Here is a 16,673-nt window from a genome sequence, read left to right on the forward strand (position 1 = left end):
GCACAAGGGTACCTGAGGTGCATCCGCAGGGCCCCTTGTTCAGGAACTGAACTCGATCAGGAACTCCTGGTCCCCGTCACCGGTACAGACCTCCTGCACCGCCTCGGCCTGCGGTGTCAGCTCGTTGTCGCGGATCCCGACGCACAACGCTTCAGTAGAGGCCGGACGCAGCCGGAAGCCGCCGGGTACCGGTACGTCCACCGCCTCGATCCGGAAGAGCTGGTTCAGTCGGTCGTCACGGCAGTCGCTCCAGGGGGTCAGCATGTCGGCGGCCGGGCCGCCGTTGATGACGGTGAGGCAGCCGATGCCGTGCTGCGGATGAACCCACTTGATGTAGTACAGACCGTCCCTGACCCGTTCGATGACGGTCTCGGGCGGCACCGAACCCTTGCACGGCCGTTGAACCGCCACAACGTCCCGGAACTGCCGGGTGTGCTCGCGTCCCTCGCTCAGGCACAGCTGCGGGGTGCGAGCGGGACGGATACGGGCGACGCTCTCCACCGCGTGGAGCGCAAGGCCACGCGACGTGGGCGTCGGTATGCCGCCAGCAGACTCCCGTCCGGTCGTCGAGGTCCGCCGCTCGTCGGGCAGAACGATCCAGGCAGCCACCACGATCGGGACGAGCACGGCCAGCGCTGCCAGCGGAACCCCTGCCCGGCGTGCGCGCTCCTGCCAGGGGCGGGCCGGCGCCGGCATCGACTCCGTTGGTTCCGGTTCCGCAGGTGACTGTCCGGCGGCCACGGGTGCGGCCCCGGCAAGCCGGTCGCGGGCTGCCACCCAGGATTCGACGTGCTCCGGTCCGACACACGCGCGCACAAAGGCGGCCAGCACCTCGGGCCTCGGCAGACTCTGCCTGCGCAGAACATCCGCGATGGTGCTCCTGGCCAGGACGTCACCGACGGCTGCCGCGTTTTTCTCCAACTGTCGAAACGTGTACCCGGACTGGTCCTTGATCTGCCGCATGAGCTGAACGAACTCGGTCGCGTCGCGACAGGAATCCAGCGGCACATTTTCTTCACCCATCGACCTTCATGATGCCGGAGATCACCATCGGGTTCAATGTGCGGCGGCAACCACCCCGGACAGGCAGACCGGACATCGCCCCTGAGCAGCCCGGACGCTCCTGTGCCCGTCCCGGACAGGGATGATCCTTGCCGGACATGACCTGTCGGACAATCCTGAACCCCATCAATCGACCTGCCTATGTCGCGCCGGTCACTGATTCCCATTGGAGAGCATCGTGTTCGGTTTCAGGAGCATCCTCGCGTCGTCCGTCGTCGCTGCCGGTCTACTGGCGTCCCTTCCAGCCCCAGCGCAGGCCGCACCCGAGTGCGACATCGACTGGGTATGCGTGTGGACCGGAACGAACTACACCGGGACCAAGTACAGGTACCAGGGTGTCGGTTACTGGCAGAACTTTCCGGGCGAGGTGACCGTGCGCTCGATCTACAACAACTACAACGACCGGGACGCTGCCGTGGCAAACGGGATCAACGGGGGCGGCGCGAAGTACTGCATCGACAGCGACAGCGGAAACGGCAACATTCTGTCGAAGTCGCTGTATATCGCGTACACCAACAGCAACTGCTGACCGAAGCCGCACCGACCGTCGGCCGTGGTGGGCCTGCGGGTGTGGGTGCGGGTCTACTGCATCGCGTTCGGTTCGAACTGGCGGTGGTCCCCACGACCGCGACCGCGGTGAGGGCCTGAGCTACCCGCAGGGTGCGTCGTATCCACCGCCATGCCTGTCCTGGTGGGCGCGACGCACCCTGCGGACGACAGAACGGTCCTGCACCTCATTGCGGATGCGGTAAGCCCGGAGATCAACGAGAGCGAGCAGGTTGCGGGCGTCCAGGTGTAGCGGTGCTGGCGAGACCGTCTCCCCGGACGGCATGCGCCTGGGCGTGGTCGGGGCGACGGAGTACCAGTTGAAGGCGACACCGCCACGACGTCATCACGGTGACCAGGGCGGACATCGGGGCATGGTCCAGTCATCGGCGGCGACCAGTGCACGAGGCGCTGCGACTTCTGTCAGATCGACACCGGCAAACCCCAGCCGCTCGACCGTGACGAACCCCGCCGCGTCGCCGAGTCGGTCCAGAGCATGGGCCTGAGGTACGCCACCGTCACCGGCGTCGCCCGTGACGACCTCCCCGACGGTGGCGCGTGGCCCTACGCCGAGACCGTACGCGCCATCCACGCCCTCAACCCCGAAACCCGCGTCGAGAATCTCGTCCCCGACTTCAACGGCAACCCGACGCTGTTGGCCGAGGTCTTCGCATCCCGGCCCGAGGTCCTGGCCCACAACGTCGAGACCGTCCCGCGGATCTTCAAGCGGATCCGCCCCGCCTTCCGCTACGAACGATCCCTGAACGTTCTCACCGCCGCCCGCGAATGCGGACTCGTCACCAAGTCCAACCTCATCCTCGGCATGGGCGAGACCCGCGAGGAGGTCTCCCAAGCCCTGCACGACCTGCACGACGCCGGGTGCGATCTGGTCACCATCACCCAGTACCTCCGCCCGAGCGTGCGGCACCACCCCGTCGAACGCTGGGTCACGCCCGAGGAGTTCGTCGAGCTCGCCACCGAGGCCGAGGAGATCGGCTTCGCCGGGGTTCTGTCCGGACCGCTCGTCCGTTCGTCGTACCGAGCGGGACGGCTGTACCAGCAGGCGATCGCGCGTCGCGCTCTGCGGCCCGCCGTGCCCCGTTCACGACCAGGAGACATTTTGTGACCCACTTCGATGTCCTCGTCCTCGGTGCCGGCCCCGGTGGGTACGTCGCCGCGATCCGCGCCGCCCAGCTCGGCAGGTCCGTTGCCGTGATCGAGAAGAAGTACTGGGGCGGCGTCTGCCTCAACGTCGGCTGCATACCCTCCAAGGCGCTGCTCAAGAACGCGGAGATCGCCCACACGCTGACCCACGAGAAGGCCACGTTCGGCATCGAGGGTGACGCCACGGTGGTCTTCGGCCCGGCCCACAAGCGGTCGCGCCAGGTGAGCGCGGGCATCGTCAAGGGCGTCCACTTCCTGATGAGGAAGAACAAGATCACCGAGATCGACGGCTGGGGGACCCTGACCGGCCCGAAGTCGGTCTCCGTCGCGCTCAACGACGGCTCGACCGCCGACTACACCTGCGACAACCTGATCATCGCCGTCGGTGCCACCGCCCGGACCGTCCCGGGCGTCGAGATCAACGGCGACACCATCATCAGCTACGAGGAGCAGATCCTCGACGAGCACCTCCCGTCCTCGATCGTCATCGGCGGCTCCGGCGCGATCGGCGTCGAGTTCGCCTACGTGATGAAGAACTTCGGTGTCGATGTCACCATCGTCGAGTTCCTCGACCGGATGGTCCCGACCGAGGACGCCGACGTGTCCAAGGAACTCGCCCGCCACTACCGGAAGCTCGGCGTCAAGGTGCTCACCTCCACCGCCGTCAAGGGCGTCGAGGACACCGGTTCGGGCGTCAGGGTCCGCATCGCCCCCGCAGCCGGCGGTGACGAGCAGGTCCTCGAGGCCGACAGGTTCCTCGCGGCCTTCGGGTTCGCTCCCCGCGTCGCGGGCTACGGCCTCGAGGCCACCGGCGTCGCACTCACCGACCGCGGCGCGATTGCCGTCGACGACCACTGCCGGACCACCGTCGAAGGCGTCTACGCCATCGGCGACGTGACCGGCAAGATGATGCTCGCCCACGTCGCGGAGTCGATGGGCATCGTCGCCGCCGAGACGATCGCCGGCACCGAGACCATGCCCGTGGATTACGACTTCGTCCCGCGCGCGACGTACTGCCAGCCGCAGATCGGCTCCTTCGGCTACAGCGAACAGCAGGCCAAGGAGAAGGGACACGACGTGAAGGCCGCGTCGTTCCCGTTCGCGGCCAACGGCAAGGCCCAGGGCCTGGGGGAGGCCGTCGGTTTCGTGAAGATCGTCGCCGACGCCGGGTCCCACAAGATCCTGGGCGCCCACATGATCGGGCCTGACGTCACCGAACTGCTCCCGGCGCTGACCCTCGCCCAGAAGTGGGGCCTCAACGCCGACCAGGTCGGGCGCAACGTGTTCGCCCATCCGACGCTCGCCGAGGCGGTCAAGGAGGCGGTCCACGGGATCGCCGGCCACACGATCAACCTGTGAGGGTGCCCGGTTGTACCGACGCTGACAGCAGCGATTCACCTCGGTCCTCGTCCGGCGGCGATCTCACCGGCCCGGGTCGACCCGTGCACGACCGGAACGTCAAGCCCTTGGCCGGGCATCGACGCCGCCGGCCAGGGTCGTCGAGCCGGTGGGTGAGAAACCCGACGAACGGTGGTCGCAGCCGTCCCGGTGACCCCAGCCACCGTAGGTTCGCCACCGGTGCCGCCGAGGCGCGGGCCGCAGCGGCAACACGGTGACGGTCGTGACGGTGCCCGTCTGCCGGGTGCAGTCGGTACGCCCAGCGGGGTACGGGGTAAAGGTGTACGAAGCCGTTGCGGTGAGCTTGGTCGGCCTCGTCAGCACTCGATGACGTTGACGGCGAGGCCACCGCGCGCGGTCTCCTTGTACTTCACCTTCATGTCCGCGCCGGTCTCCCGCATGGTCTTGATGACCTTGTCCAACGACACGTGGTGCACCCCGTCCCCACGCAGCGCGAGCCGGGCGGCCGTGATCGCCTTGATGCTCGCCACCGCGTTTCGCTCGATACACGGAATCTGCACCAGACCCCCGACCGGATCACAGGTCAACCCGAGGTTGTGCTCCATGCCGATCTCGGCCGCGTTCTCCACCTGCTCCGGCGTCCCACCCAACGCCTCGGCCAGCCCGGCCGCCGCCATCGAGCAGGCCGAACCGACCTCGCCCTGACAGCCCACCTCGGCCCCGGAGATCGACGCGTTCTCCTTGAACAGCACACCGATCGCACCGGCCGCGAGCAGGAACCGGACCACCCCGTCCTCGTCCGCGGACGGTACGAACCGGGTGTAGTAGTGCAGCACCGCCGGGATGATCCCGGCCGCGCCGTTGGTCGGCGCGGTGACCACCCGGCCGCCGGCCGCGTTCTCCTCGTTCACCGCCAGGGCGAAGAGGGTGACCCAGTCCATGGCACGCAGCGGGTCGGTGGCGTCGGTCTCCGCCGCCAGGCTCCGGCGCAGCTCGGCGGCGCGGCGGCGGACCTTCAGCCCGCCGGGCAGTACGCCGTCACGGGCGCAGCCGTTGTCGACGCACTCCCGCATGACCCGCCAGATCTCCAGCAGCCCCGCCCGGACGTCCGCCTCGCTGCGCCAGGACAGTTCGTTGGCGAGCATCACCTCGCTGATCGACAGCCCTGCGGCGTTGGTCACCGCCAGCAGTTCCGCGCCGGTGAGGAACGGATACCGCACCCGGGTGGTGTCCGGCTTGATCCGGTCCGCCCCGGCGGCCGCCTCGTCGACCACGAATCCGCCGCCGACGGAGTAGTACGTGCGGGCCCGTACCTGCCGCCCGGTGACGTCGAAGGCCGCGAAGATCATCCCGTTCGGGTGGTACGGCAGCGAGCGGCGCCGGTGCAGCACCAGGTCCCGGTCCGGGTCGAAGTCGATCTCCTGGGTGCCGAGCAGGGCCAACCGCCGCTCGGCCCGGATCCGGGCCGAGCGGCGGTCCACCGAGTCGGTGTCGACCGTCTCCGGGGCTTCGCCCTCCAGACCGAGCAGCACCGCCCGGTCGCTGCCGTGGCCGTGGCCGGTGGCGCCCAGCGAACCGAACAGCTCGGCCTGCACCCGTACCACGTCGGTGAGCAGTCCGTCCGCCTTCAGGCCGGCCACGAAGGTCCGGGCGGCCCGCATCGGCCCCACCGTGTGGGAACTCGACGGCCCGACACCGACGCTGAAGAGGTCGAAAACACTGATCATGGCTGCATGTCCCCAGTCACGGCCGTCACGTCACAGTCCTGGATAGAGGGGGAACTTCGCGGCGAGGGCGGCGACACGGCTGCGAGCCTCGGCGAGTGACTCGTCGGTGGGCGTGGTGATCAGCGTGTTCGCGATGATGTCGGCGACCTCGGTGAACTCGACCGGACCGAAACCGCGGGTCGCGAGCGCGGGGGTACCGACACGCAACCCCGACGAGATCATCGGTGGCCGTGGGTCGAAGGGCACCGCGTTGCGATTCACGGTGACTCCCACCGAGTGCAGGCGGTCCTCGGCCTGTTTTCCGTCGAGCTCCGAGCGCCGCAGGTCCACCAGGACCAGATGCACCTCGGTACCACCCGCGAGGACGGTGATGCCGACGGCCTGAGCGTCGTCCGCGAGCAGCCGCCCCGCCAGGATGCGCGCACCGTGGATGGCCCGACGCTGCCGGTCCCGGAACTCCTCGGTGGCGGCCATCTTGAACGCCACCGCCTTGGCGGCGATCACGTGCTCCAGGGGTCCACCCTGTTGACCGGGGAAGACCGCCGAGTTGATCGCCTTGGCCAGGTCGGCGCGGTTGGTGAGGATCACTCCGCCCCGGGGCCCGCCGAGCGTCTTGTGCGTCGTCGTGGTGACCACGTCCGCGTGCGGCACCGGGTTGGGGTGCAGACCGGCCGCGACGAGGCCCGCGAAGTGGGCCATGTCCACCATCAGGTAGGCGCCCACGAGATCGGCGATCCGCCGGAACTCCGCGAAGTCCAGGTGCATGGGGTACGCCGACCACCCGGCCACGATCAGCTTCGGCCGGTGTTGGAGCGCGAGCCGTTCCAGTTCCTCCATGTCCACCTTGTAGTCGGACCTCCGAACCTGGTACGCCACGACGTTGTAGAGCTTGCCGCTGAAGTTGAGCCGCATGCCGTGGGTGAGATGGCCGCCGTGCGCGAGGTCGAGGCCCAGGATGGTGTCTCCCGGATCCAGCAGGGCGAACATGGCGGCGGCGTTCGCCTGCGCACCGGAGTGCGGCTGCACGTTGGCGAACCCGGCACCGAACAGCTGCTTGACCCGGTCGATCGCGAGTTGCTCGACCACGTCGACGTGCTCACAGCCGCCGTAGTACCGGCGGCCGGGGTACCCTTCGGCGTACTTGTTCGTCAGGACGGAGCCCTGCGCCTCCATCACCGCGACCGGAGCGAAGTTCTCACTCGCGATCAGCTCCAGGGTGTGCTGCTGACGGCGGAGCTCCGCTCGGACGGCCGCGTGGATCTCGGGGTCGACCTCGGCGAGCGACTGGGTGTGGTCCCACATATCACTCGCCCCCCGTCAGGGCCTCGTAGGCCGCGGCGTCCAGCAGCTGGACGGGACCGGCAACCCGAATCCGGAACAGCCAGCCCTTCCCGAACGGGTCGGTGTGGACCAGCGCGGGCTCGGCGAGGACCGCCTCGTTGACCTCGACGACCTCACCGTCGACGGGGGCGTACAGCTCGCTGACCGACTTGGTGGACTCGACCTCGCCGCAGGCCTGGCCACGGTCGATGGTGGTGCCGACGGCAGGCAGGTCGACGTACACCAGCTCACCGATGGCATCGGCGGCGTAGGCCGTGACGCCCACGGTGGCGACGTCACCCTGCACGTCGAGCCACTCGTGTTCGACGGTGTACCTCAGATGGGTGGGGACGGACATGGGATCTCCCTGAAGTGGTCAGAGTGGGCGGCGGTAGAAGGGCAGGGCGACGACGTCGACATCGTGGCGGGTGCCGCGGATGTCGACGACGAGCCGAGTTCCGGGCTGGTCGAGACCCACTCGCACGTACGCCATCGCGATGGGAAAACCGAGGGTCGGTGAGAGGGCTCCACTGGTCACCTGGCCTACGACCTCAGCCGTCGCCGGGTCGAACACCTGGTAGCCGGTGCGGGGGGAACGCCGGCCGGTGGAGGCCAGCCCGACCAGGACCCGGTCGGGCCCTTCGTCGCGGCGACGGGAGAGGGCCCCGTCACCGACGAAGCCGCCGTCCTTGCCGAAGGCGACGACCCGGCCGAGGCCGGCTTCGAACGGGGTCACCTCCCGGCTGAGCTCCTGGCCGTACAGCGGCATGCCGGCCTCCAGCCGGAGCGTGTCCCGACAGGCCAACCCGGCCGGCACGAGCCCGTGCGATGTGCCCACCTGCATGAGGTCGTTCCAGACCTGCGGCGCGTCGGAGGGCCGGCAGTAGATCTCGAATCCGTCCTCGCCGGTGTACCCCGTGCGGGCGAGCAGGATCTCCCGGCCGGCCAGCGTGCCCCCGACGATCGCGTAGTACTTCAGAGCGTCCACGTCGAGATCGGTGACCTTCGCCACGACCGGCGCCGAAGCGGGGCCCTGGATGGCGATCAGGGCCCATTCGTCCGACGCGTCGCGCAGTTCGGTGTCGAAACCGGCGGCCCGCTCCCGCAGCTCCGCGTACACGCCGTGCACGTTGCTCGCGTTCGCCACGACGAGGAAGCGCTGTTCGGTGAGCCGGTAGATCACCAGGTCGTCGAGGACGCCGCCGTTCTCGTCGCACAGCATCGAATACCGGGCCCGTCCGACGCCGATCTTCGACGAATGACCGACGAGGGCGCGGTCCAGGGCCGCTGCCGCCTCCGGGCCGGTCAGCTCGATCTCGCCCATGTGACACAGGTCGAACAGACCGGCGGCCGTGCGAACGGCGGTGTGCTCGGCGATCTCCGAGGAGTAGCGCACCGGCATGGACCAGCCTGCGAAGTCGGTGAACGAAGCCCCCAGGCGTCGATGCACGTCATGCAAAGGGGTCTGCTTGGACATCCTGGTTCCTCAATCTTCGAACGCGGTGGGTGCGGGGCAGGAGCAGACGAGGTTCCGGTCGCCGTAGCCCTGCTGGATCCGGCCGACCGGCGGCCAGTACTTGTCGACAGAAGCGCCTGCGGGAAAGGCGCCGCGTTCCCGGGAGTAGCGGCAGGCCCATTCGCCGACCAGCGACGCCGCAGTGTGCGGCGCGTGCCGGAGCGGACTCTCCTCGACGCTCCAGATGCCGTTGGAGACCTCGTCGATCTCGCGGCGAATCGCCGCCATGGCGTCGACGAAGCGGTCCAGCTCTGCCAGGCTCTCGCTCTCCGTCGGTTCCACCATCAGGGTGCCGGCGACCGGGAAACTCATCGTCGGGGCGTGGAAACCGAAGTCGATGAGCCTCTTGGCGACATCGTCCACCGTCACGCCGGTCGCGGCGGTCAGCGGCCTGAGGTCGAGGATGCACTCATGGGCGACCAGCCCGTTGTCACCGGTGTACAGCACCGGGAAATGCGGTGCCAGCCGCACGGCCAGGTAGTTCGCGCTGAGTACCGCGACCCGGGTGGCCTCGCGCAGGCCGGCAGCGCCCATCATGCGGATGTAGGCCCAGGGGATCGGCAGGATCCCGGCAGAGCCGTACGGTGCGGCGCTGACCGCGCCGACGCCGTCGCGTAGCGCCGGATCAGGGTGCAGCGCATGGGTGGGCAGGTAGGGCGCGAGATGGGCGGCGACGGCTACCGGGCCCACGCCCGGTCCGCCCCCGCCGTGCGGGATGCAGAACGTCTTGTGCAGATTGAGATGCGACACGTCACCGCCGAACTCGCCGGGCTTGGCCACCCCGAGCAGCGCGTTGAGGTTCGCGCCATCGACGTACACCTGCCCGCCGTGGTCGTGGACCAGTTCGCAGAGCCGAGTGATGCCCTCCTCGTAGACCCCGTGCGTGGAGGGGTAGGTCACCATGATCGCGGCGAGTTCGTCAGTGTGTCGGACGCATTTGGTTTCGAGGTCCGCCAGGTCGACGCTGCCGTCCTGCCGGGACGCGACCACGACCACCCGCATGCCGGCGAGCACGGCAGAGGCCGCGTTGGTGCCGTGTGCGCTGGCCGGGATCAGGCATACGTCACGCTGGGACTCGCCTCGATCGCGATGATAGGCGCGAATCGCCAGAAGCCCGGCAAGCTCGCCCTGGGAACCGGCGTTGGGCTGGATCGATACCACTGCGTATCCGGTCACCTCGGCCAACCAGGACTGCATCTGCGCCACAAGCTCGGCGTACCCGGCAGCGTCGTCGGCGGGGACGAACGGGTGCAGGTCGGCGAAGCCGGGCAGGCTGACCGGTTCCATCTCCGTGGTCGCGTTGAGTTTCATGGTGCAGGAGCCGAGCGGGATCATGCCGCGGTCCAACGCGAAGTCGCGGTCCGACAACCGGCGCAGGTAGCGCAGCATCGCCGTCTCCGACCGGTGCTCGTGGAACACCGGATGGGTCAGGAACGGCGACGTACGCCGCAGGTGTGCCGGAAGGCCAGGTGGCACATCCCCCCGACCCCGGTGATCCGCCTCGCCACCGCAGCCGAACGCCTCCACGACCCGCTGCACATGGTCGGCGGTCGTGATCTCCGAGCAGGTCACCCCGACGTGATCGGCGTCGACCAGCCGCAGTCGCAGACCGGCCCGGTGGGCGTGGGCGACGACCTGATGCGCACCACCGGTCACCCGCACGGTCAGCGTGTCGAACATGTGCCGGTTCACCACGTCGTGCCCGGCGCGGCGCAGCGTGGCAGCCAGCCGCACCGTGTGCAGGTGTACCCGACCGGCGATTCTCCGCAGTCCCTCCGGGCCGTGGTACACGGCATACATCGAGGCCACCACCGCAAGCAGTACCTGCGCGGTGCAGATGTTGGACGTCGCCTTCTCCCGGCGGATGTGCTGCTCCCGGGTCTGCAGCGCCAACCGGAGCGCCGGCCGGCCCGCACTGTCCACCGAAACACCCACGAGCCGTCCGGGAAGCTGCCTTTCCAGGCCGTCCAGCACCGCCATGTACCCGGCGTGCGGCCCTCCGTAGAACAGGGGCACGCCGAACCGCTGGGTGGAACCGACCGCGATGTCCGCACCGAACTCGCCCGGAGCAACGAGCAGGGCGAGAGCGAGGAGGTCAGCGGCGACGGTGACCAGCCCGCCACGCGCGTGCGCCTCCTCGACCACCTGCGCCAGGTCACGTACCTCCCCGGAGCATCCGGGATAGGACACGACCAGGCCGAAGAAGTCACCATCGGGGAGCGGACCGTCCAGTGCGACCAGTTCCACCTCCACGCCGACGGCCGCCGCCCGGGTCCGGAGAACGTCCAGGGTCTGCGGCAGAGTGTCGGCGTCGACCAGGATCCGCCTCGAAGAAGATCGTGAGGCGCGCCTCATCACTGTCATCGCCTCGGCGACCGCCGTCCCCTCGTCGAGGAGCGACGCGTTGGCGGTGGGCAGTCCGGTCAGGTCGCCCACCATGGTTTGGAAGTTGAGCAGCGCCTCGAGCCGTCCCTGGCTGATCTCCGGCTGGTACGGGGTGTAGGCGGTGTACCACGCGGGGCTTTCCAGGACGTTGCGGCGGATCACCGGGGGCGTGACCGTCGGGTGGTAGCCCAACCCGATCATGGGCACCGACACCGTGTTGCGGGCGGCCAGAGCGGCGAGTTCGGACGCTGCCTGTGCCTCCGTCACGGGCTCCGGCAACCGCAGCTCTGAGGTCGACCGGATACCGGCGGGCACGGCAGCCTCGATGAGGTCGTCGATGCTCGCGTACCCGAGGCAGGCCAACATCTTGGCCTGATCGTCGGGGCTGATGCCGATGTGGCGGAGAGCGAACTCCCCCAAATTGGACATGGGGGAGTCGTCGGATGTCGACATGGCGGGAGGCTCCCTGGGCAGTACCGCTCATCGCGGCACGGTGGCTGGGTCACCTCCCCGCTCTGTCATCGGTACCTGAGAGCTTCACCGCCGGTGGGCGGCTTGCACCGTGGGTGCAGGACCGGGTGGCCCTGGCTTTCCAGAGTTCGCCTCGCCGCAGCGGTAAGGGGGCCTGAGAGATTCTGGGGAGTTTGCTCCTTCGGCGCCCGCCATAGTTGGCGAGGACTCTCCCGCTGCGGTTCGAACGGCGCGATATGAAGTTGAGGAGGCCGACTCTAGGCCGCGCGGCTCGACGCCGTCACTCATCCTCCCACAATCTGGTATCGGAGCTGGTCCAGCTTCGCTGTCGTGGGATGCCGGCGCAGTCGACCGCCGCAGGCCAGCACACCGTCGGGGCGGCCGAGCCGGTCGACCAGCCCGGCCCGGCGTCGCCGGCGTCCAGTGGTGCGCCGCCCCTCCAGGGAATTCTTCGATTCCGGCGTTTCGGTCACCCGCCGGTGGGGACCGCACTGGCGGGTGACGAGGCGACCACCCTGACCGTGGACCGAGGCCACGCGGCGGGCGGCAGGTTCTCCTACGTGGCGCGCCCATCGATGGCAGTGCGTCCCAGTGGTATGCCACTCGGGGATGTGAGGCGGTTTGCGACGACAGTGGCCACCAGGGCAAGGGCCGCCATGAAAATTCCAATCACGGCGAACGCGGTCGAATATCCCAGAAAACCACGGGCCGCAGCTCCGACCAGGACTCCGGAGAGGCCGGTCGTGAGGCTGCTCATCGTCGTGTCGGCAACCTGCAGAGCGGACGCGTCAGCGGCACGGTCGTGGTCGGTGGTGCGTTCGAGTACCAGCACGTTCGCGGTCGGTATCGCCAGACCGAGGCCGAAACCGGCCAGCACCCACATCGGGTTCATCAGCCAACTCGTCGCCGTCGGTTGGCTGAGCCAGATGAGGGACGCATTCGCGCAACAGACCATCACGAGCCCGTAGCGCGCCAGCCGGATGCGACGTCGGAGGGCATCGGGCCCGGCCACCCGGCCCAGCCACCACGCACCGATCGCACAGGGCAGCCCCGCGCAGGCGAGCGGAATCGAGGCATGCAAGGGACTCAGGCCATGCTGCGTCGCCATCATCAGCGGTAGGACCGACTCGACGCCGAAGAACGCCCCGGCCGTCAGGCCGCGCAGCGCAACCGGCGCGCCGACCCCCGGCCGGGCAGTCACCGTGCCCCGTGGCAGAAGCCCTCCCAGCCCCCAGGCGAGGGCCACGATCCCCACTGTCGCGACCGGAAGAGCAGCCAGGTCGGGATGCTGCACGGCGCGCTCGACACATCCGATGCCGACGGCGACGGCAACGGCGCTGCGGATGCGGGACGGGTCGGCGTTTCCGGTCCGGGGTCCGGGCGGGGGGACAGCGCGCATGGCGGGTAGCAACAGCGCCGCCGCAGCCACCGCGACCGGCACGAGGCCGAGAAATATCCAGCGCCAGCCGACGTGCTCGGTGAGCGCCCCGGACACGGTCGGTCCGACGATGCCCGGCAACACCCAACAGAACGAGATCACCGCGAACAGTCGTGGCCGCAACACCTCCGGAAACAGGGTGCCGACCATGACGTAGACGGTTGTCATCATCGCGCCGCCGGCGAGTCCCTGGATGACCCGCCCAGCGACCATCGAAAGCATCGTCGTCGCGGTGCCCGCGAGTAGGAGGCCAGAAACGAACAGCGCCACCGCCGCGAGGATGGTGAGGCGTACACCACGCTTGTCGCAGAGGTACGCGGCGCTCGCCATACCGATGACGCTTGTGGCGAGATAACCGGTGAACACCCATCCGTAGTCGGCGAGGCCACCCACGTCGCCGACCGCGGTGGGAAGCGCAGCCGCTACGCCCATCCCTTCGAAGGCATTGAGCGAGACAAGCGCGCAGAGGCTCCAGGTCACCAGTCGGTACGGACCCTGCAACAGCGACAGACGTGATTCGCTGTCAGGTCCCATCGGATGCCGCCCGGACAACGCCCACGATCCGTTCACCGATCTGGGCGCCCTCACCGGCCGCGAGTCCCAACGGGTTGACGACCAGGACGTTGCGCCACGCGTCCTGCTCGCCGAGTTGGATGCGTGGGGTTCCCCGGTCCAGTTGCCGCGCCACCTCGTCCGCGTCGAGCAGCGTCGCGGAGAAGTCGATCGCCAGGGTGGCGACGTCCAGGAACGCGTTGTGCGCGCGGGTCACCCGCAGGGCGTCGCAAGCCGTCAACGCGCGTTCGCACGCGGCGAGCTCGGTCGCATGGTGGCTGACCCACCGATCCGGTTCCGCGACATGCTCGCAGACCGCGACGAGCAGGCCGATGATCTGTTCCCGACCGACCTTCATCCCCCGGCCGATGCCTTCACGCCCCCCGGTCGGCCACAGCCCGGTAATGTCGGAGGGCTGCCACGTCGCCTCTCGCAGGTCCATGTCCAGGTGGTGCAGGGCCACGTCACGGATGAGGTCCGCTCGCCCGCACAGCACCCCGGACGCCTGCGGGCCGCGAAACGACTTGCCTCCCGAGACTGCGACCAGGTCCGCCCCGTCGTCCATCAACTGCCGCAGCCGGGAGACCGGCGGGACGTAGTCGGCCGCGTCGACGATCACCGGGACACCTGCGGCATGGCTCAGCTCGGCGACCGTCCGCAACGGCAGCACGTCCCCGTTACCACCGAGGCGGTGGAGCACCGCCGCGACCGTGCCGTCAAGCTCACGAGCGAGCTCGTGCGGGCGCGTCGAGTAGGGATAACCGATCTCGGTGAGACGCAGACCCACGGCGGTGACCGCATGGTCGTAGGGGTCGCGGTGGGCCATCTGCACGATCACCCGGGAACGTGTGCCGGTGACCGGCAGCTCGTCCACGCCGCGCGAGTCGCCTCCCACGGCGCAGACCGCCGCGGCCAGGGTCAGTCCGGCGGACGCCCCGCTCGTGACGTAGGCGGCCGGGACGTCCAGCAGCCGCGCGAGTTCGATCCCCACCGCCTCCTGGAGCTCGTCCATCCGGACGTTCGTGGCCACCGCCCAACGCATCGCCTCGATCACCGTGTCGGACAGCGGTAGGCCACCCAGCCTGGTCACCGGGCCGAGCCCGTTCACTACTGGACGCAGACCGAGTCCTCCGTAGGAGAAAGCGGTGGGGATCCTCATGGCCGGTCTTCGTCGATGCCGGTGTCCGGGATCGCCTGCGGTGCGGTGTAGCGCAGCGACAGGTGCGGTGTCTGGACCAGCCGCTTCTCGTGGCGGGACCTCAGCGCGGCCTCCATCGTCCCGCTGGTCAGCAGCGTCCGGGTCACCGGGTACGGGCTGATGCCCGTGAGCACAAGGGATTCGATCTGACGGACCAGGAAGGTGAAATGCCCGTGATCGGGCTCGTCGAGCCAGGGTGCCGTCACGACCGTCCGGTCGGGGCCACGGACGGCGATCGCCGCCCGGTAGGCGTGCAGGTCGAAGTTCACCACCTTCAACGAGGTGCCGTCGAGATACTCGATCAGGAACAGGTCGTTCGCGCAGCTACGGGCGAAGCCGACCGGATCGTCGGTGTCGATGCCCAGGGCGCCGACCGCAGCGGCGAACAGGTCCGAACCGCCGAGCTGCAACACGATCTCCGGTGCCACGGCCGCGCCGGTCACCGCCGTGACGGTGGCGACACCCGTCTCGCCGCCGCTGCGGCGCTCCAGCAACGCCTGGGCCAGCTCCAGGAGGTGGAAGCCGCTCATCTCGGTCGGTCGACAACCGGGCTCGGTCGCCGCTATCCCCGCAACGACAGCCTCGGAGACCGGCGCGTCGTAGGGCCAGTTCGCGCCGGTGGGGGTGCGCCAGGCGAGCGGCAGCGACGAGCCTGCGAGCAGCGGGATGCCCAGCCGTTCGGCGTCGGCGACCATGCTCGCGGCGTCGGTGAAGCTCCACGCCAGGTGTTTGTCGACGAAGATCGGTACGGTCCGGCCGCCCGCGACCATGGCGGCCACACTGGCGTCGAACATTCGCCGCCGAGGGTAGAGCTTCTGTTCGAACTCGCCCCATCCGTAGTCGCCGTGCTCGCCGATGATCAGCACGCCGTCGACGTTGACGCCCGATCCACCGAGGGAGATCGCCTCGCCGACGGATCCGAACATCGGAACCCCGTGCGCGCGTAGCGTTTCCGTACCGATGTCGACGCGGGAGACGGGCTCGAAGTCGTGCGAACCGAGCTGTTCGAGGTAGACCGACGCGACCTCGATCCGCGCATCCTGGTGCACCCCGCCGAAGCGGTACCCGTCCAGCAGCCGCCCGAGAATCACGTCGGCATGGGAGCCCTTGAAGTAGACCGTGCACAGCACGGCGACGCGCGGTCTGTTGCTCACGATCTTCCTTCTTCCTGTGCGGTCAGAGTCGCGCGCGCGGAGAGACGTTTGCAGCCGATCTCGACGTCCAGGTCGACCACCGGTGGCCGGGCGGGCCAGTGGTGCAGGCCGTACTGTGCGATGGAGCCGAAGGTTCCGGTCAGCACGGACTCCAGCCAGTCCAGAGGCTGTGCGACGTACACGTCGACGATGCGCGCGTCGTCGGTGGAGAGGCCCAGCGAGTGCAGGCGGGCGGCGAGCTCGCCGGCCACGAAATCGACCTTCGCGCGCCAGCCGGCCGCGCTTGTGTCGCGGTAGGCGACGGTGTTCTTCGGACCGAGCGCACCACGGTTCTCCGCCACCCCGGACAGTACGAAGTCGGTGCCGTCGGCGGCAGGGTCCGGCAACACGACCTGCACCGCGCGTACCGACGGCTGGTCCAGCGGCGACTCGACGGGAGCCACGTTCGTCCGGGCCAGCGGGCTGTGCTCGTCCTCGGCCAGGGGGTAGTGACGGCGGAGCAGGTCGAGGTAGTACGTGTTGAAGGACGCGAATCCTGCGAGGTCGAACGGGACCGGCGACCGTAGGTCGACCCCGGCCAGGGCGTCCCAGCCCCGGTCGTGGGCGGCGAGTTCCCGGCCGACCCGCTCGAAGGCGATCTCAAGGGGCTGGGGTGTGGCGAACTCCCACTCGACGATCCGGAACCCGGCCTCGGCAGCCAGGCCGTTGGAGAATGCCGCGCCGCCGGGTAGGTAGCGGTAGGCGCCGCTGCGATGGGTGAGGGGTGTGGTCACGTGTGCTC

Annotated in this window: 12 protein-coding genes, 1 pseudogene and 2 riboswitches; of the genes and pseudogenes, 3 read left to right on the forward strand and 10 right to left on the reverse strand. The window is 69.0% G+C overall.

Annotation, left to right across the window (positions count from 1 at the left end):
* Window positions 1-39: 39 nt before the first annotated feature.
* Window positions 40-1,023, reverse strand: coding sequence for an RICIN domain-containing protein (locus GSF22_RS04035; protein ID WP_208811365.1), 984 nt, complete (start codon window positions 1,021-1,023; stop codon window positions 40-42).
* Between the two features lie 205 nt (window positions 1,024-1,228).
* Between GSF22_RS04035 and GSF22_RS04040 the strand changes: the two genes are divergently transcribed.
* From GSF22_RS04040 to lpdA, 3 genes and pseudogenes are all read left to right on the forward strand, one after another.
* Window positions 1,229-1,591 carry a peptidase inhibitor family I36 protein gene (locus tag GSF22_RS04040; RefSeq protein ID WP_208811366.1) on the forward strand — a complete coding sequence of 121 codons (363 nt, stop codon included), beginning with the start codon at window positions 1,229-1,231 and terminating at the stop codon, window positions 1,589-1,591.
* A 399-nt stretch (window positions 1,592-1,990) separates the two neighbouring features.
* Window positions 1,991-2,734, forward strand: a pseudogene (locus tag GSF22_RS04045) (lipoyl synthase); the annotation flags it as partial.
* Window positions 2,731-4,131 (forward strand): dihydrolipoyl dehydrogenase, encoded by a 1,401-nt coding sequence (gene lpdA / locus GSF22_RS04050; RefSeq protein WP_208811367.1) that lies wholly within the window; start codon window positions 2,731-2,733, stop codon window positions 4,129-4,131. The pseudogene GSF22_RS04045 and the gene lpdA, both read left to right, overlap by 4 nt.
* A gap of 356 nt (window positions 4,132-4,487) precedes the next feature.
* Here the strand turns inward: lpdA and GSF22_RS04055 are convergent, their stop codons facing one another.
* The 9 genes from GSF22_RS04055 to GSF22_RS04095 form a co-directional block, all read right to left on the reverse strand.
* A complete protein-coding gene (locus tag GSF22_RS04055) occupies window positions 4,488-5,858 on the reverse strand; it encodes an L-serine ammonia-lyase (RefSeq protein WP_208811368.1) in 1,371 nt (456 codons plus the stop codon).
* Window positions 5,859-5,888: 30 nt separating this feature from the next.
* Entirely contained in the window at window positions 5,889-7,160 is a 1,272-nt protein-coding gene (gene glyA / locus GSF22_RS04060; protein ID WP_208811369.1) for a serine hydroxymethyltransferase, read from the reverse strand.
* 1 nt (window position 7,161) lies between these two features.
* Window positions 7,162-7,536 (reverse strand): glycine cleavage system protein GcvH, encoded by a 375-nt coding sequence (gcvH, locus tag GSF22_RS04065; protein ID WP_208811370.1) that lies wholly within the window; start codon window positions 7,534-7,536, stop codon window positions 7,162-7,164.
* 18 nt (window positions 7,537-7,554) lie between these two features.
* A complete protein-coding gene (gcvT, locus tag GSF22_RS04070) occupies window positions 7,555-8,655 on the reverse strand; it encodes a glycine cleavage system aminomethyltransferase GcvT (RefSeq protein ID WP_208811371.1) in 1,101 nt (366 codons plus the stop codon).
* Window positions 8,656-8,664: 9 nt separating this feature from the next.
* Window positions 8,665-11,532 (reverse strand): aminomethyl-transferring glycine dehydrogenase, encoded by a 2,868-nt coding sequence (gcvP, locus tag GSF22_RS04075; protein ID WP_244366081.1) that lies wholly within the window; start codon window positions 11,530-11,532, stop codon window positions 8,665-8,667.
* 52 nt (window positions 11,533-11,584) lie between these two features.
* A riboswitch (glycine riboswitch) is annotated at window positions 11,585-11,681 on the reverse strand.
* 1 nt (window position 11,682) lies between these two features.
* Window positions 11,683-11,775, reverse strand: a riboswitch (glycine riboswitch).
* A gap of 331 nt (window positions 11,776-12,106) precedes the next feature.
* Window positions 12,107-13,468 (reverse strand): MFS transporter, encoded by a 1,362-nt coding sequence (locus tag GSF22_RS04080; protein ID WP_208811372.1) that lies wholly within the window; start codon window positions 13,466-13,468, stop codon window positions 12,107-12,109.
* 43 nt (window positions 13,469-13,511) lie between these two features.
* Window positions 13,512-14,699, reverse strand: coding sequence for a hypothetical protein (locus GSF22_RS04085; RefSeq protein ID WP_208811373.1), 1,188 nt, complete (start codon window positions 14,697-14,699; stop codon window positions 13,512-13,514).
* A complete protein-coding gene (locus GSF22_RS04090) occupies window positions 14,696-15,892 on the reverse strand; it encodes a hypothetical protein (protein WP_208811374.1) in 1,197 nt (398 codons plus the stop codon). Before GSF22_RS04090 ends, GSF22_RS04085 begins: the two co-directional genes overlap by 4 nt.
* On the reverse strand, window positions 15,889-16,665 hold the full coding sequence (locus GSF22_RS04095; RefSeq protein WP_208811375.1) for a hypothetical protein: 777 nt from the start codon (window positions 16,663-16,665) through the stop codon (window positions 15,889-15,891). Before GSF22_RS04095 ends, GSF22_RS04090 begins: the two co-directional genes overlap by 4 nt.
* Window positions 16,666-16,673: the final 8 nt, after the last annotated feature.

The sequence above is a fragment of the Micromonospora echinofusca genome, assembly GCF_017614955.1.
Classification (GTDB): Bacteria; Actinomycetota; Actinomycetes; order Mycobacteriales; family Micromonosporaceae; genus Micromonospora; species Micromonospora echinofusca_A.

What these genes read in the sequence shown, in the direction of transcription:
- GSF22_RS04035 (WP_208811365.1), bottom strand. Translation starts at nt 1,023, where the DNA reads ATGGGTGAAGAAAATGTGCCGCTGGATTCCTGTCGCGACGCGACCGAG.
- GSF22_RS04055 (WP_208811368.1), bottom strand. Translation starts at nt 5,858, where the DNA reads ATGATCAGTGTTTTCGACCTCTTCAGCGTCGGTGTCGGGCCGTCGAGT.
- glyA (WP_208811369.1), bottom strand. Translation starts at nt 7,160, where the DNA reads ATGTGGGACCACACCCAGTCGCTCGCCGAGGTCGACCCCGAGATCCAC.
- gcvH (WP_208811370.1), bottom strand. Translation starts at nt 7,536, where the DNA reads ATGTCCGTCCCCACCCATCTGAGGTACACCGTCGAACACGAGTGGCTC.
- gcvT (WP_208811371.1), bottom strand. Translation starts at nt 8,655, where the DNA reads ATGTCCAAGCAGACCCCTTTGCATGACGTGCATCGACGCCTGGGGGCT.
- gcvP (WP_244366081.1), bottom strand. Translation starts at nt 11,532, where the DNA reads ATGTCGACATCCGACGACTCCCCCATGTCCAATTTGGGGGAGTTCGCT.
- GSF22_RS04085 (WP_208811373.1), bottom strand. Translation starts at nt 14,699, where the DNA reads ATGAGGATCCCCACCGCTTTCTCCTACGGAGGACTCGGTCTGCGTCCA.